The sequence below is a fragment of the Actibacterium sp. EMB200-NS6 genome, from assembly GCF_001305615.1.
In the GTDB taxonomy this organism is placed as follows: Bacteria; Pseudomonadota; Alphaproteobacteria; order Rhodobacterales; family Rhodobacteraceae; genus Actibacterium_A; species Actibacterium_A naphthalenivorans.
Genome location: NZ_CP010869.1, coordinates 3,364,318 through 3,379,592 on the forward strand (window position 1 = coordinate 3,364,318; position 15,275 = coordinate 3,379,592).

17 protein-coding genes and 1 riboswitch are annotated in these 15,275 nt (G+C 65.7%); of the genes, 11 read left to right on the forward strand and 6 right to left on the reverse strand.

Going from position 1 to position 15,275, the window contains the following annotated elements:
• Both cobI and cobJ read left to right on the forward strand, forming a co-directional pair.
• Positions 1–717, forward strand: a complete 717-nt coding sequence (gene cobI, locus TQ29_RS16315; protein ID WP_369817416.1) for a precorrin-2 C(20)-methyltransferase — start codon at positions 1–3, stop codon at positions 715–717.
• On the forward strand, positions 714–1,448 hold the full coding sequence (gene cobJ / locus TQ29_RS16320; RefSeq protein ID WP_054540037.1) for a precorrin-3B C(17)-methyltransferase: 735 nt from the start codon (positions 714–716) through the stop codon (positions 1,446–1,448). Before cobI ends, cobJ begins: the two co-directional genes overlap by 4 nt.
• On the opposite strand, the gene TQ29_RS16325 is transcribed toward cobJ, so the two are convergent.
• Positions 1,427–2,176 carry a cobalt-precorrin-6A reductase gene (locus TQ29_RS16325; RefSeq protein ID WP_054540038.1) on the reverse strand — a complete coding sequence of 250 codons (750 nt, stop codon included), beginning with the start codon at positions 2,174–2,176 and terminating at the stop codon, positions 1,427–1,429. The two genes, cobJ and TQ29_RS16325, sit on opposite strands and share 22 nt — an antisense overlap.
• Here TQ29_RS16325 and TQ29_RS16330 point away from each other — a divergent pair.
• The 7 genes from TQ29_RS16330 to cobF all read left to right on the forward strand — a co-directional run bounded on the left by TQ29_RS16330 (position 2,175) and on the right by cobF (position 8,332).
• A complete protein-coding gene (locus tag TQ29_RS16330) occupies positions 2,175–3,362 on the forward strand; it encodes a bifunctional cobalt-precorrin-7 (C(5))-methyltransferase/cobalt-precorrin-6B (C(15))-methyltransferase (protein WP_054540039.1) in 1,188 nt (395 codons plus the stop codon). The genes TQ29_RS16325 and TQ29_RS16330 overlap by 2 nt on opposite strands.
• Complete coding sequence (locus tag TQ29_RS16335; RefSeq protein WP_054540040.1) at positions 3,359–3,721, forward strand: cobalamin biosynthesis protein; 363 nt, start codon at positions 3,359–3,361, stop codon at positions 3,719–3,721. Before TQ29_RS16330 ends, TQ29_RS16335 begins: the two co-directional genes overlap by 4 nt.
• On the forward strand, positions 3,718–4,503 hold the full coding sequence (gene cobM / locus TQ29_RS16340; RefSeq protein ID WP_054540041.1) for a precorrin-4 C(11)-methyltransferase: 786 nt from the start codon (positions 3,718–3,720) through the stop codon (positions 4,501–4,503). The genes TQ29_RS16335 and cobM overlap by 4 nt, the downstream gene beginning before the upstream one ends.
• The gene (locus TQ29_RS16345) at positions 4,500–5,813 is read left to right on the forward strand and encodes a cobyrinate a,c-diamide synthase (protein WP_173585970.1); all 1,314 of its coding nucleotides are present in this window, start codon (positions 4,500–4,502) and stop codon (positions 5,811–5,813) included. Before cobM ends, TQ29_RS16345 begins: the two co-directional genes overlap by 4 nt.
• The gene (gene cobA / locus TQ29_RS16350; RefSeq protein ID WP_054540042.1) at positions 5,810–6,532 is read left to right on the forward strand and encodes a uroporphyrinogen-III C-methyltransferase; all 723 of its coding nucleotides are present in this window, start codon (positions 5,810–5,812) and stop codon (positions 6,530–6,532) included. The genes TQ29_RS16345 and cobA overlap by 4 nt, the downstream gene beginning before the upstream one ends.
• Positions 6,533–6,548: 16 nt before the next feature.
• A riboswitch (cobalamin riboswitch) is annotated at positions 6,549–6,766 on the forward strand.
• A 74-nt stretch (positions 6,767–6,840) separates the two neighbouring features.
• A complete protein-coding gene (locus TQ29_RS16355; RefSeq protein WP_054540043.1) occupies positions 6,841–7,518 on the forward strand; it encodes an energy-coupling factor ABC transporter permease in 678 nt (225 codons plus the stop codon).
• Positions 7,519–7,579: 61 nt separating this feature from the next.
• Positions 7,580–8,332: a precorrin-6A synthase (deacetylating) gene (gene cobF / locus TQ29_RS16360; RefSeq protein WP_054540044.1), complete on the forward strand. Its 753-nt coding sequence runs from the start codon at positions 7,580–7,582 to the stop codon at positions 8,330–8,332.
• Positions 8,333–8,437: 105 nt separating this feature from the next.
• Here the strand turns inward: cobF and TQ29_RS16365 are convergent, their stop codons facing one another.
• Entirely contained in the window at positions 8,438–8,989 is a 552-nt protein-coding gene (locus tag TQ29_RS16365; protein ID WP_054540045.1) for a TetR/AcrR family transcriptional regulator, read from the reverse strand.
• A 235-nt stretch (positions 8,990–9,224) separates the two neighbouring features.
• Between TQ29_RS16365 and TQ29_RS16370 the strand changes: the two genes are divergently transcribed.
• Together TQ29_RS16370 and TQ29_RS16375 are read left to right on the forward strand one after the other, a co-directional pair.
• Positions 9,225–9,695 (forward strand): nuclear transport factor 2 family protein, encoded by a 471-nt coding sequence (locus tag TQ29_RS16370; protein WP_054540046.1) that lies wholly within the window; start codon positions 9,225–9,227, stop codon positions 9,693–9,695.
• Positions 9,696–9,705: 10 nt separating this feature from the next.
• Entirely contained in the window at positions 9,706–10,332 is a 627-nt protein-coding gene (locus TQ29_RS16375) for a pyridoxamine 5'-phosphate oxidase family protein (protein ID WP_054540047.1), read from the forward strand.
• A gap of 137 nt (positions 10,333–10,469) precedes the next feature.
• On the opposite strand, the gene TQ29_RS16380 is transcribed toward TQ29_RS16375, so the two are convergent.
• From TQ29_RS16380 to TQ29_RS16395, 4 genes are all read right to left on the reverse strand, one after another.
• On the reverse strand, positions 10,470–12,083 hold the full coding sequence (locus TQ29_RS16380; RefSeq protein ID WP_054540048.1) for an FUSC family protein: 1,614 nt from the start codon (positions 12,081–12,083) through the stop codon (positions 10,470–10,472).
• Between the two features lie 316 nt (positions 12,084–12,399).
• Positions 12,400–13,398, reverse strand: coding sequence for a transporter (locus tag TQ29_RS16385; protein ID WP_054540049.1), 999 nt, complete (start codon positions 13,396–13,398; stop codon positions 12,400–12,402).
• A 227-nt stretch (positions 13,399–13,625) separates the two neighbouring features.
• On the reverse strand, positions 13,626–14,567 hold the full coding sequence (locus TQ29_RS16390) for an oxygenase MpaB family protein (protein WP_054540050.1): 942 nt from the start codon (positions 14,565–14,567) through the stop codon (positions 13,626–13,628).
• Between the two features lie 193 nt (positions 14,568–14,760).
• Positions 14,761–15,267, reverse strand: a complete 507-nt coding sequence (locus TQ29_RS16395) for a MarR family winged helix-turn-helix transcriptional regulator (RefSeq protein ID WP_054540051.1) — start codon at positions 15,265–15,267, stop codon at positions 14,761–14,763.
• Positions 15,268–15,275 lie beyond the last annotated feature (8 nt).

Genomic DNA, 15,275 nt, shown 5'->3' on the forward strand with positions numbered 1-15,275 from the left:
ATGGGCAAGGTGATCTGCGTCGGGCTTGGCCCCGGCGATCCCGAGTTGATGAGCGTCCGCGCCGACCGGCTGATCCGCACGGCGCGCGACGTGGCTTATTTTCGGAAAGCCGGCCGCCCCGGTCAGGCCCGTCAGATTGTCGAGGGGATGCTCGACGCCAGCGCCGTCGAGCATTCCATGGAATATCCGGTGACGACCGAGATCCCGGTCGCCGATCCCGAATACAACCGTCTGCTGGCCGGCTTTTATGACGACTGGGCCACACGGCTGGCCACCATGGCCAGCGACCGCGACGTGGTGGTTCTGTGCGAGGGGGATCCGTTCTTCTACGGCTCCTTCATGCATCTGCACAGCCGCCTGCAGGGCCGCACCCGGATCGAGATCGTTCCCGCCATCACCGGCATGTCGGGCTGCTGGACGGCCACCGGGCAGCCGATCACCTGGGGCGACGACGTGCTGACCGTGCTGATGGCCACACTGCCCGAAGACGATCTGGCCCGCCGCGCAGCAGACACCGACGCGCTGGTGGTGATGAAGATCGGCCGCAACCTGCCCAAACTGAAACGCGCGCTCGCGCGTGCCGGGCGGCTGCAAGACGCCTGGCTGGTGGAGCGTGGCACCATGCCCGGACAGAAGGTGCAGCCGCTTTGCGGGGTCGAGGCCCCGGTTCCCTATTTCACCATCGCCGTGGTCCATGGCAACGGGAGGCGGCCATGAGCGGCTGGATCACGGTGGCCGGGCTGGGGCCGGGCGACGATGCGCTGATCACGCCGCAGGTGCAGGCCGCGCTGGAACGTGCCACCGATATCGTGGGCTATTTCCCCTATGTCGCCCGCATCCCCCCGCGTGACGGGCTGATCCTGCACGGATCGGACAACCGGGCCGAGCTGGATCGCGCCGCCCATGCCCTGCGGATGGCCGCCGGCGGCCGCCGGGTGGTGATCGTCTCGTCGGGTGATCCCGGGGTCTTCGCCATGGCCTCGGCGCTGTTCGAGGCTGTCGAAAACGGGCCGCCCGCGTGGCTTGATCTGGATATCCGCGTCCTGCCCGGCATCACCGCCATGCTGGCCGCCGCCGCCCGGCTTGGCGCGCCGCTGGGCCATGATTTCTGCGCCATCAACCTCAGCGACAATCTCAAGCCCTGGTCGGTGATCGAGCATCGCCTGCGCATGGCCGCGCGGGGCGATTTCGCGATGGCGTTCTACAATCCGCGCTCAAGGTCACGCCCGCAACAGTTCGGCCAGGCGCTGGATATCCTGCGCGCGGAATGCGGCGGTGCGCGCCTGATTGCCTTTGCCCGCGACGTTTGCAAACCCGACGAGCGGCTGCTGACCACCACGCTGGCCGAGGCCACAGCAGAGATGGCCGACATGCGCACCGTGGTGATCGTCGGCAACGCGCAAACCCGGCGGCTGGGCCGTTTTATCTATACCCCGAGGTCGGCGTGATGACCGAGCCAGCGCAGAACGCCCGCCACCTCGTGGGCGACGGGCCGGTCCGGCACGGCGGGGCGGTCGATCAGCAGCACCGGCAGGCCGAGCATGCGCGCGGCGTCCAGCTTGGCGCGCGCGCCACTGCCGCCCGCATTCTTGGCCACGACCAGATCTATGCCGTGGCGCACCATCAGGGCCCGGTCCCCGTCGAGTGTGAATGGGCCGCGCGAAACCGCCACCTCGGCGCGGGGCAGCGGCAACAGCCCCTCCGGAGGATCGACCAGCCGCAGCAGGTAGAGATGCTCGGGGCGTGCCGCGAATGCCTGCAGATGCTGCCGCCCGATCGCCAGAAAGATACGCCCGGGGCTGGCCGGCAATGCCTGCGCCGCAGCGATGAAATCCGGCACATGCGTCCAGCGGTCGCCCGGCCCTGCCTTCCAGGGCGCCCGCTCCAGCGCGCAGAGCGGCACGCCGGCCTGCCCGCAGGCCACCACCGCATGGGTGCTCATCTGCGCGGCGAAGGGGTGGGTGGCATCGACGACGCGGGTGATCCCCTGTTCGCGCAGAAATTCCACCAGCCCCCCGATCCCGCCAAACCCGCCCACGCGCGTGGGCAGAGGCTGGGCAACCGGCGCGGAGGTACGGCCGGCATAGGAAAACACCGCGTCCGCACCGGCCTTGGCCAGCGCGCGGGCCAGCGCGCTGGCTTCGGTAGTGCCCCCGAGAACAAGGATGCGCGGCATGTCTGACCCCTGGTTAAGCATCATCGGTATCGGCGAAGATGGCCTGAACGGCCTGCCCGCCGCAAGCCGCGCCGCGCTGCAGGCGTCGGAAATCGTCTTTGGCGGGTCGCGGCATCTGGAACTGGCGCAGGTGCGAAAGGCGGGCCGCCCCTGGCCATCGCCTTTTTGCGTGGAACCGGTGCTGGCGTGTCGCGGGCGGAAGGTGGCGGTGCTGGCTTCGGGCGATCCGTTCTGGCACGGCGCGGGCGGATCACTGGCGGCGCATCTGGCGCCCGGGGAATGGCAGTGCTTTGCTGCGCCTTCGGCCTTCTCGCTGGCCGCTGCCCGGTTGGGCTGGCGGCTGGAAGAGGTCGTGTGCCTCGGCCTTCATGCCGCGCCGTTCGAACGGCTGGTGCCGGTGCTGGCCCCCGGCGTACAGGCGATCTGCCTGCTGCGGGGCGGCACTGCGGCGGGGGCGCTGGCAGCATGGTTGACGGACAAAGGCTTTGGCGCCTCGGAATTGCATGTCCTGGAGGCCCTCGGCGGGGGTCGCGAACGGATCCGCAGGGTGCAGGCGGATGGCTTTGATCTGGTCGGGGTCGTGGCCCCGGTGGCGGTCGCCATCTCTTGTGCCGGCGGGTCCGGCCTGTCCCGGGCCAGCGGATTGCCGGATGCGCTGTTCGCCTCGGACGGGCAGATCACCAAACGCCCGGTGCGCGCGCTGACCCTGTCGGCCCTGGCACCGCGCCCCGGCGAGCTGCTGTGGGATATCGGCAGCGGCTCGGGCTCCATCGCTGTGGAATGGGCGCTGGCCGCGCCGCGTGCGCGCGCCATCGCGCTTGAGCCGCGCGCCGGGCGATGCGCCAACATCCGCGCCAATGCCGAGTGTTTTGGGGTGGCGCATCGGATCGAGGTGGTGGAAGGCCGCGCGCCCGATGCGCTGGCCGAACTGCCCGCGCCCGATGCGGTGTTCATCGGCGGCGGCGCTGATGGCGCCCTTTTCGACAGGCTTTGGGCCGATCTCCGCGCCGGAACCCGGATCGTCGCCAATTCCGTGACACTGGAAACCGAGGCTCTTCTGGCCGGATGGCACGCGGACAAGGGCGGCCAGTTGCTGCGCTTTGATCTGGCCGAGGCGGCACCGCTTGGCCGGATGCGCGGCTGGGACCGCGCGCGCCCGATCGTTCAGTGGAGCGTGGTCAGATGAGAGTGGCCGGTATCGGATTTCGGGCAGGTGCCCCGGTGGCCGCGTTGCGCGAGGCCGTGGAACGCGCGGGCGGGCGGGCCGATGCGCTGGCCACCGCCGCCGACAAGGCAACCGCCCCCGCCCTGATGGCCCTGGCCGAGGCTCTTTGCCTGCCCGTTCTGTCGGTACTCCCCGCTCAACTCGCCCGCCAGACAACGCTCAGCCGATCGCCGCGCGTCGAGGCTCTTTGGGGCACCGGCAGCCTGGCCGAGGCGGCCGCGCTGGCTGCCGCCGGACCGGGGGCGCGCCTGATCGGCCCGCGTGTGCATTCCGCGGACGGCACGGCCACCGCCGCAATCGCAGAAGGAACAGACAGATGACCGTGCATTTCATCGGCGCCGGCCCCGGTGCCGCAGACCTGATCACCCTGCGCGGGCGCGACCTGATTGCCGCCTGCCCGATCTGTCTCTACGCCGGTTCGCTGGTGCCCGAGGCACTGCTTGCGCATTGCCCGCCCGGCGCGCGGATCGTGAACACCGCGCCGCTGTCACTCGACGAGATCATCGCCGAGATCAAATCCGCACATGCCGCCGGGCGGGATGTGGCGCGGCTGCACTCGGGCGATCTGTCGGTCTGGTCCGCCATGGGCGAACAGTTGCGCCGGTTGCGCGCCGAAGGCATCCCCTTTGACATCACCCCCGGCGTGCCCGCCTTCGCTGCCGCCGCCGCCGCGCTGGAATCCGAGCTGACCCTGCCCGGCGTGGCGCAATCTCTGGTGCTGACCCGGACCTCGGGCCGCGCCAGCGCCATGCCAGCGGGGGAGGCGCTGGAAAATTTCGCCGCCACCGGCGCGACGCTGGCCATTCACCTGTCGGTGCATGTGCTGGAGGATGTCGTGGCGCGCCTGACCCCGGCCTATGGCGCCGACTGCCCGGTGGCGGTGGTCTGGCGCGCCACATGGCCCGACCAGCGGATCGTGCGCGCCACGCTTGGCACGGTCGAGGCGGCCACGGGGGGCGAACGCGGGCGCACCGCGCTGATCCTTGTCGGCCCGGCGCTGGACTCGCGGGAGTTCAGCGAAAGCTGTCTTTACGCGGGTGATTACGACCGCCGGTTCCGCCCCGTGGGCACCAGCCCCAGATTCCCGGAGGGCCGCGAATGAGCCTGCCCCCCGGCCTGCTGATTTCGGCCCCCGCCTCGGGCACGGGCAAGACGACGCTGATGCTGGGCCTGCTGCGCGCCTTTGCCGATCAGGGCGTGGCGGTGCAGCCTTTCAAGAGCGGCCCCGATTATATCGACCCGGGCTTTCACCGGGCGGCTGCCGGGCGGGCCTCTGTCAACCTCGACAGCTGGGCGATGGGCGAGGCGCTGCTGGCGCATCTGCTGCAGGCGGCCGAGGGCGCCGAACTGGTTCTGGCCGAAGGCTCCATGGGCCTGTTCGACGGGGTCGCCTGCCCGGGCGAAAGCGGCAGCGGCGCCAGCGCCGACATCGCCGCGCTGACCGGCTGGCCTGTGGTGCTCGTGCTCGACGTTTCGGGCCAGGCGCAATCGGCGGCGGCCGTGGCGCGCGGCTTTGCCGATCTGCGCGCCGATGTGCCGCTGGCGGGCGTGGTGCTGAACCGGGTGGCCAGCCCGAGGCACGAGGCGCTGGTGCGCGCCGGGATGCGCGACGCGGGGATCGTGGTGCTTGGTGCCCTGCCACGCCGGGCCAGCATCGAGATGCCCGAACGCCATCTCGGGCTCGTGCAGGCCCAGGAGCATCACGCGCTTGATCATATCCTGTCCGAGGCCGCCCGGTTTGTCGCCGATCATATCGACCTGCCGCGCCTGCGCGCCGCCGCCCGCGTGACCCGGCCCATGATAGCATCGCCCCGGCGCACCCGCCCGCCGGGGCAGCGGATCGCGCTGGCACGCGACGCCGCCTTTTCCTTCGTCTATCCGCATGTCCTGGACAGCTGGCGCACTGCGGGGGCCGAGATCCTGCCCTTCTCGCCCTTGGCCGATCAGGCGCCGGACCCGCAGGCCGATATCTGCTGGCTTCCCGGCGGCTATCCCGAATTGCACGCCGGCACCCTTGCCGCCGCCCGAAGGTTCCGCGCGGGGCTGCGTGCCTTTGCCGAAACCCGGCCCGTGCATGGCGAATGCGGGGGCTACATGGCGATGGGCGCCGGCCTGACTGACAAGGATGGACAGCGCCATGCAATGGCCGGGCTGCTGGGGCTGGTGACCTCGTACCAGAAACGCAAGATGCACCTGGGTTACCGGCTTGCCGAGCTTCTCGCGCCCGTCTCCGGCCACGCCACCGGCGCCCGGCTGCGCGGGCACGAGTTTCATTATTCCACCATCGTCGACCAACCCGATGCACCGCTGGCCAAGGTGTTCGACGCCAACGGGGCTGAGGTGGCGGAGACCGGTTCCCGCAGAGGCCAGGCCACCGGCACTTTCTTTCACATGATCGCGGAGGCAACATGAGCGGGTTCGTCAGCTTCGTATCCTCCGGTCCGGGCGACCCGGAGCTTCTGACGCTCAAAGCGGTCGCGCGCTTGAAGGCCGCCGATGCGGTGCTTTACGATGATCTGTCGTCGGGGCCGATCCTGGATCACGCCCGCGCGGATGCCGATCTGGTGGGTGTCGGCAAGCGCGCGGGCCGACCCTCGCCAAAACAGGACCACGTCAGCCGCCTGATGGTCGAGTATGCCGCCACCGGCGCGCAGGTGGTGCGGCTGAAATCCGGCGACGCGGCCATCTTTGGCCGGCTTGAGGAAGAGATCTGCGCCCTGCGCGCCGCCGGGATCGCGTATGAGATCATCCCCGGCGTTACCGCCGCCAGCGCGGCCGCCGCCGCCACGGGCATCCCCCTGACCCGGCGCCTGACAGCGCGGCGGCTTCAGTTCATCACCGGCCATGACGTGACCGGCGCCCTGCCCGGCGAGATCAACATCGCGGCGCTGGCCGACGCCACCGCCACCACCGCCGTCTATATGGGGCGGCGCACCTTTGCCGAACTGGCCGGGCGGCTGATCGCCGGGGGGCTGCCGCCCGACACCCCCGCCTTGCTGGCCGAAGGCGTCTCGACACCGCAGCAGGCGCTCGGCCGCCACACGGTGGCGGAGCTTGCGGCGCTGTTGCCCGACAGGTGCACGGACGCCCCTGCCCTTATTCTCTATGGCCCCTTGACCGAGGAGGATTGACCACAGCCGGACAAACCGACAAGATTTACATGACGGTTCCCAAAGGCGCAAAGCGCCCGGGATGAAAAGGGAACACGGTGCGGTGTAGCCATCAGGCGCCAAACCCGTGACTGCCCCCGCAACTGTAAGCGGCGAGCCCGCCCGGACAATGCCACTGACCCCGCAAGGGTTGGGAAGGCCCGGAACGGCACGGACCCGCAAGTCAGGAGACCTGCCGTCAGGGGCATGCGCCCCGAAACCCTGACCCGGCTTTTGCCGGACCAACCCCTTTGCAACGCCGTCGGGTGAGACGGCAGGGAGAAAAACCGATGCATATCGAACCCGGACTCGTCGCCGGCGCCAAAATGGCGCTGAGCTATGCCACTGCCGCCGGTGCGGCCGCCTATGGCCTGAAACTGTCCATCGACACCATTCGTCAGTCGGGCGTGCCCGCGCTGATGCTGCGCGGCGCGATCAGCACGCTGCTGGTCTTCACCTTCTTTGAACTGATGCCGCATTACCCGGTGGGCGTGTCCGAGGTGCACTTTATCCTTGGCTCCACCCTGTTCCTGCTGTTCGGCGCGGGCCCGGCCGCGATCGGGCTGGCCCTTGGCCTGCTGGCGCAGGGCGTGTTCTTTGCCCCGTTCGATCTGCCGCAGTATTTCATCAACGTGACCACCCTGCTGGTGCCGCTTTATGCGGTCAGCGCATTGGCCAAGCGGATCATCGCGCCCGGCACCGCCTATGTTGACCTGAAATACGGCCAGGCGCTGGCACTTTCGACGGCCTATCAGGGCGGCGTGGTGGCCTGGGTGGCCTTCTGGGCACTTTACGGCCAGGGCTTCGGCGCCGAAAACATCGCCTCGGTCCTGACGTTCGGTGGCGCATACATGCTGGTCGTGATCATCGAACCGCTGGCGGATCTGGCGGTACTGGCGGGGGCCAAGGCGCTGCGCGGCCTGTCGAATACCCCGCTTCTGAGTTCGCGCGTCTACAACGCGGGCTGAAACCGCCCGAACCAACGTGCGCGGTCCCGGCAACGGGGCCGCACACCTTGCCGGAGCCCACATGATCACGCTCACCCTCGTCGGCATCGGTGCCGGCAATCCGCAGCACCTGACCCTGCAGGCCATCAAGGCGCTGAACGCCGCCGATGTCATCCTGATCCCGCGCAAAGGGCCGGGCAAAGACGACCTTGCCAGCCTGCGCCGCAAGATCTGTGCGCAAGTGCTGCAAACGCCGGGGTCGGAGCTGCGCGAGTTCGATCTGCCCGTGCGTGATCCGGCGACACCGGATTATCGTCGGCGGGTCGAAGACTGGCATGATACCATCGCCGACGTCTGGCTCAGAGAAATCACCGCCGCGCTGCCCGGCGGCGGCACGGTGGCATTTCTGGTCTGGGGTGATCCTTCGCTCTATGACAGCACGCTGAGGATCGCCGAACGCCTGAAGGGCCGGATGCCGATGGAGGTCCGCGTGATCCCCGGCATCACCGCGATGCAGGCCCTCACCGCCGGCCACGCCATTCCGCTCAACACGGTCGGCGCGCCATTCATCGTCACCACAGGGCGAAAACTGCGTGAGAGCGGCTGGCCCGAAGGGGCCGACACCATCATCGTGATGCTCGACAGCGGCGGGGCGTTCGAAGCCCTCCTTCCCCACGGCATCGACATTTGGTGGTCGGCCTATGCCGGAATGGAAACCGAAATCCGCATTTCCGGCCCTTTGGCCGACGTCCGCGATACCATCCTCGCCCGCCGCGCCGAAGCCCGCGCCAGCCACGGCTGGATCATGGATATCTACCTGATGCGCAAGCGCTGAACCGCACGGCCGGCCGGGCGCTAACACCGGATCAGACCGGGCCGCTCACAGCCCTCGCCAGACATCGCCGCGACTCCCACGAAAGATGAGCCGCCGCCATCGTGATCAGGCAAGCAGATCCTCCGCGATGCGCTTGGCCTCTTTCGCGCTGGTGTCCGTGTGAGACATTGCGGCAATCACGATTGCGCCCTCTTTCAGGATCAGCAACTGACGCGCCGAAACATGCGGGTCGGACAGCCCCGCCTGCCGTGCCAGCGCTTCGAAATGATCGACAAGCAGTTGTTTGTGCGCATATGCCTGCGCATTGATCGCATGGTCATGTTCCTGGAATTCCGCGCTCGCCTTGATGAACATGCAGCCTTTGAAATTATCTTCGCGGAACCATTCGCCCAACGCATCGAACATGGCCAGAAGCTGGCCTTTGGGCGTATCCGCCAGTTCTTCCATCCGTCTGTAGAGCCAGTTGCGGAAGTTCTCGTCCCGCAGGCGCAGCACCGCGAGGATAAGCTCTTCCTTGGTGCGAAAGTGCTTGTAGATCGAGGTTTTCGAAACACCCGTTTCCCTCGCGACAAGGTCCATCCCCGTCGCGTGGAAGCCGTTTCGATAAAACAGCATCAGCGCCTTTCGAATCAGTTCCGCACGCTTGCTCTGGCTCATCTCGCATCCCTCATTAACTGATCGGTACATATTTATCGGCACCGCGAGGGGCAAGCAACCCACTGATTAAGATTGTTTTTCCATACTGTTTTTGCCCTCGGAAAGATCGAGACTAGTGAGAAGGCAAATTTTCCCTTGATATGACTTACCGATCTGTACACCTTTGCGACAGAACATTTACCGACCTGTACACCATAACCTGCCCGTCAACCGGGACCCGCCCGAAGGAAAACCGATGACTGACCGCCGCGCCCCGCTTCCGCCCTTTTCGCATGATAGCGCGCTGCGCAAGGTCCGCGCCGCCGAAGATGCCTGGAACAGCCGCGACCCCGATATCGTGACCCCGGCCTATTCCGATGACAGCCGCTGGCGCAATCGGGCGGAATTCATCCGCGGCCATGACCAGATCCATGCTTTCCTGACCCGCAAATGGGCACGCGAGCTGGATTACCGCCTGATCAAGGATCTTTGGACCTTCGCCGAAAACCGCATCGCCGTGCGCTTTGCCTATGAATGGCGTGACGACAGCGGCCAATGGTTTCGCTCGCTCGGGAATGAGAACTGGCAATTTGCGGTAAACGGCCGGATGTGCTGCCGCATCGCCTCGATCAACGACGTGCCGATCCGCCCCGAGCAGCGCCTGTTCCTCTGGCCGCTCGGCACCCGCCCCGCCGATCATCCCGGCCTTGACCATTTCAACCTGTAGGAGACCTCAGATGGCCCTCGCATTTGCCCAGATCGCTTTTACCCCGTCCGTCCGTGACCAGCAGCAGCGCCTGGGGTCCGGAAACTATGCCAACCTCCTGTCGCCGGAGCGAACCGGCGGCGATACGCTCGGCCCTGCCGAAAGCGCATTCATCGAAGAACGCGACGGGTTCTACCAGGCGACGGCATCTGAAACCGGCTGGCCCTATGTCCAGTTTCGCGGCGGCCCCGCCGGCTTTCTCAGGGTGCTGAACGACCGGACGATCGCCTATGCCGACCTGCGTGGAAACCGCCAGTATATCAGCCTCGGAAATCTGGCTGCCAACAACCGGATATCGCTGTTCCTGATGGATTACGCCCATGCGCGGCGGCTCAAGATCTGGGGGCATGTGCACGTGATTGAAAGGGATACGCTGGCGGGCCGGGCCATGCCGCCCGATCTGTTTCCGGCCAAGGCGGAACGGCTGATCGTCATTCGCGTCGAGGCATTCGACTGGAACTGCCCCCGGCACATCCCCCGCCGCTTCACAGCCGGCGACGCGATCCGGAGGATCGAGCAGCTCGAACACCAGAACGCGCAATATCGCGCCGAGCTTTCGGCGATGCAGGCCCGAACCGCCGGCACCCCCCGGCCCTGACCCTCGGCGCGAAAAGCTGGTAGTTCAGGCCCCCAGCTTTTCGGCCGTATCTTCAAGGTGCACGAACCAAGGGGCGTTCAGGCATGCAGGAGGGTACTTGCCGTCGAAGGCCTCGATGTAGGCGTTCAACGGCAAGTCTAGCGCGCGCTCAGTTTGCTCGAGGCGTAGGCATAGGCGCGGACCAGCATGGCAAATCCCTCTTTCACATCCCGTTGGTCGACATCGGGGATGGCTGCGAGCCGCAGCAGCGACAGGGTGATGCGGCCGCGGCGCCGCAGCGCGGTGTTTGCCGTGGTCTCGGTCGTCATGACATCCAGATCGCGGCGAATGACCTCTTTCAGCCGTTGGGCGTTGCGGGCCGGATTGCGCGGCCACAGGAAATGGAACGCAAACGTGGCCACCGTCACGCCCAGAAGGATCGCCGCCGACTGGTTCAGCGCATGCAGCCAGCCGGACGTGGCCATCGCATCGCCCGGCTGCACGGTCAGCAGGAAGGTCATGTTCAGATCAATCGCCGCTTTCGCCGTGCCGGGGCGGCTCATGGCCCAGGCGCCCAGAAGCAGCAACGGGGCAATCGCCAGAATGGTCATCGCCAGCCCGTCGATATGGGGCATCACGGCGCCACTGTACAACAGCCCCGCCCCGGCACCCGCGATCGAGCCGCGCATGGTATCGCGCACGGCAAGCTGCGGGTTCGGAAAGTTGGAAAACAGCGTGGTGAAGATGGCCGCGGTCATCACCATATAGGGGCCTTGCGACCAGCCGCTGATCAGCCAGACCGCGCTGGCGAGGGTCAGGGCGCATCCCGTTCGGGTCGCGTTCTGGTGAAACGCCTGCCAGTCGGGCAGCGTCTGGTCGTTATAGGCGCCATGGGACGATGCGCCGTCCGCCTCGCTATCCGTCACGGCGGCATAGGCCGCGAGGACGGCCCGAAACGAGGCGGGAAGATCGAGCCTGCGCAGGCGCGCGGCCTCTTGCGCGCCGGCGCCGCCTTCGATCGCGTCCGCAAATGCGGTCAGGAGCTCGGGACCGGGGCGCGCGGCATCGTTCTGGCTGATATCGGCCATGAAATTGGTCAGCGCCGCCAGCAGCGTGCGCCCAAGCCGCGCCTGCTTGTGCCCTTTGAGAGACCCCGCCGCCAGAGCATCGCTTTCGGCTTCGATCGCGCCGATCTGGCGCAGCAGACCCAGCGGCCAGTCGGCTGCCAGCGCTGGCGCGGCAGCGGCGCGCAGCACCTGCTGCGTGATATCGTCCTGGTGGTCGCGGACAGACCCCGGGTTGGCATTGGCGGTGAACAGCCCCGACACCAGCGCCGAACACAGGATGCCAATCACCGTACAGGCAATGCGGCTTGCCGCCAGATCGTTTTGCAAAGCCGGATCCGTGACGCCAAGCAGCACAAGGATCGCCGTCGTATAGCCCACCAGAAGGATGCCATAGGACAGAAAATGGCGAAACAGGCTGGCCACGCCGGAACAGGTGGCCACCCAGAACGACAGCGCCGCAAGCATCAGCACAAGCGATCCATTGGTACTGGTAAAGATCACATAAGCCGCACAGGCACCGGTGAAGGTTCCCAGCAACCGGGCTACCGCGCGTTCGAACAGCAAGCCGCGATTGGCCTGTGCCACCAGCCAGACGGTCATCGCGGCCCAGAACGGATGCGCAAGCCCAAGCAGGGCGGAAAGGGTCAGGGCAAGCAGCGCGGCGATCGTGGTATGCGCTGCAAAAGGAAGTTGAAACTGCTTCACCGAAGACCTCAGAATAGTTCCAGTTTGCCCGGCAACCAGATCCGTCGGGCAAGGCCCGCTGCCGATGTCGCCGCGGGCGGCGGATTGCCTTGTAAAGGGCCCAAGCCCCACAACAAGGGCATGCGTTCGTCACGGCGCGTTCGGTCGTCCGCCGGGCAACAACTACACCACAATTTTACTTCTTGACCAGCGTGATAGCCCGTCGGAGGCGGCGCCTGCGCCAAAAAATGCGCGCCGCGATCACTGACCGCCGCGCGCTGGGTTGGGGCAGGCCCAAAGGCCACCTCAACTGTGCTTTCAGGACCGGACCGGCCCTTTAGAACTTTTTGATATAGGCCACCTGAAAACGATTACCCTCAAAGGTGTTTTCGGTGTCGATATCCACGAGATACTTCATTTTCACGATCGAGGTGTCGGGCAGATAAATGGCGACGATCGGCCCCGCCTTCAGCGAACTGACGCGTCCACGCGTCCCATCGGGGACCGCCAGCGAACCTTCGTCGTCCTCGATCTGTTTGATCATGGTGCCGGCCACGCCGAACTGGAACATGTTGTAGCGCTCGGTCAGCGCGACATCGGCAATTACATAGTCGCCGTCGCTGTACTCGAAGCCGCCAGTCGAATCCTCCCGCTTGAAATTGTGATTATACGAGGCACGCACCGAAAGTTCGGTGCCATGGAGCCAGATCGGATCGGAGCGCCAGGTCGCAGCGATGCTAGGCGACAGAACCCAGTTGTTGAAACCGGGGTTGCCGGTCTTGTCGCCGTCGAAAGCGCCGATCGGGGCGGTGAACCCAAGGCCGAAACTATAGGCGAACCCCGACGGGATCGGAACCGGGCCGGCCTCCGGGTTTGGGGGGTTGTAATGGGCTTTGGACCAGACCAGTTCGCCCGTCAGATCGAAGAGCCCGGTGTTGTCGCCCCTGATCGGCGTACCGCCTGGCCCCACCGGAAGATTGGTCACCACCAGATCGTTCGTGCCATAGCCGAAGACGAGGCTCGCACCCAGCCGCCCGCCCGCGATTTCGTCGGGGAACACATAAAGCGCGCCAAGACCGCCGACCGATACGGTCTGATCCGTGTCAGGGAAAATGGCATTGCCCCTGTCATCTGTAATCTTGTCGTTACTGGTGCGCGCAAAGGCGCCCAGAAAGTACAGGCCCGGCTCGGGGGGCAATTCGGCGGCACGGATATCGTGGTTTCCGCCCGGAGTGGTCGGCTGAAAGACTTCGGCGGCCTGCGCCGATCCAGCAAGCGCACAGCCCGCCGACGCAGCAAGCACCGAAAGTGCGATGTTCCTATAGATATTGGTCATGGTCCCTCCCTATGGCGCGCCGTGTCACGGGCGCCTTTTTGTCGTATTCATGGTGGTCTGAAGACGTTCCCCACAGATGGGAAAACGTGCCGTGGTTACGCTGACATGAGAGCGCAATGCGCCCGCAGGGCACCGGGATTGGATGTCCCGTGGCGGCGGTTCTGAAGACGCTTCGCTGTCAAGGCGCGGGTGTCAGGCTCTGCCCCTCCCCGGCAGACCCTTGTGCTCTAGGCCGTGGCTTCGCCGGGCGCGTGGGCATAGGGCACACCGTCGGAAACCTCGTCGGTATAGGCTTCTTCGGGCAGGCGCAGCCGTTTGCGCATCAGTTCGGGATGCGAAACATCGGGGTCGGGAATAATCTTGTCGCCGACCCACAGGAAACAGCGGAAGCCGAACCGGCAGATCGCTTTTGCCACCGGCGATGCGGGTTTCAGCCCCAGCCCCCGAACGGTGCCTTCGGGCAGCAGCGACATCACCAGGGTCCGCGCGGCAGGTTGCAGCGGCTTGGGGAAATAGCGCTTGCCGAATGCCTGGATCATCGTTTCGTCGATCTGATCGGCATATTTGTTTGGCGGACGACGCTCGGCCTCATAGGACTCCACAAAGTCCATGCACCCGTCAAAGCTGTCGGGAAAGCCGGTGATCGGGCCGCCGGTCTCGGCGTTGATGAACAGCGTCGCCATGCGCCGCCAGAATTCCCACGCCGCGATCTGTTCTTTCTCGGTCATGCCTTTCAGGCCGACGCGCTGCATCAGACGATGGAACAGGGTGGCCTCGTAGCACATCGTGTAAAGGTAATCCTGGTTGTGCCGGAACGAGCCAGGGTATTTTTTCGAATAGAACGTATGCAGCTTGTTCAGCGCATCGACGGATTTCCTGGTGTAGGGGTGATCGGGGCCATATTCCGACCAGATCAGGATGTGACGCCCGGTGTCGTCCATCCTGCGCTCGGCGCTTTTGAACACCTTGCCCTTGCCATCGCGCAGCACGGCGATCGCGCCGTGGTTGGGCACGACGAAGTTGGGGAAGGTGATCGAATACATCAGATCCATGAACGTGTCATTGGACCGGTAGATCACCGCAAGCTTCCAGATTTCGGCATAATCCTTGGCCGGATCAAGCGCGGCAATTTCTTTGGCAATCCACTTGCGTGGTTTGGTTCTGGCCATTGGTCGTCCTCCCTTAGACAGCTGCGCTCCTTTCTCTTGCACCCTCGGCGCGACGCAATGCGCTTTGGGTTCGGCACTTGAGAGGCCGGGAAACGACAGCATACTGTCACTTGCACTACCGCTAACGTCAGAGTGCTGTCAATATTTTTTAGTGACCTGGATCGGAAGGGTGCGACGCCGAAGCCGCTTGTTCCTATGGCTCTTTCTTGATTTCTAGCGGCGCGCGGCTTTGGGAATTGTTCACATCGACAACCTGCGAGAGCAGCCTGAGAAGCGTCTTCTGATCCTCGGGGCACAGCGGGGCAAGCAGGCGTTTCTGGACATTCGCAATCGCGTTAACCGACTTGATCAACAACGTTTCTCCGCGCTCGGTCACCCGCATGACCTTGATGCGCAGGTTATTGGGCGGGGTTGTCCGGGTGATCAGTTCCCGATCTTCCAGCCCCTTCATCACCGTCCCGATCGTCGAGCGGTCGATCGCGATCATCCGGCCGAGACTCCGCTGGTCGATATCCGGCCGGTCCCGAATTGCCAGAAGCGAGGCATATTGAACTGGTGTCAGGCCGAATTCACCGAGCTCGTCAGCGAAAACCGATGCGGAAATCTGCTGACAGCGGCGAATCAAGTGTCCCGGGGACCGGTAAATGTCCTCGATTGTCGGCGGGGTGTTCTTAACCACTGCGTCGTCCCAGAATTCCATCTTGGCCC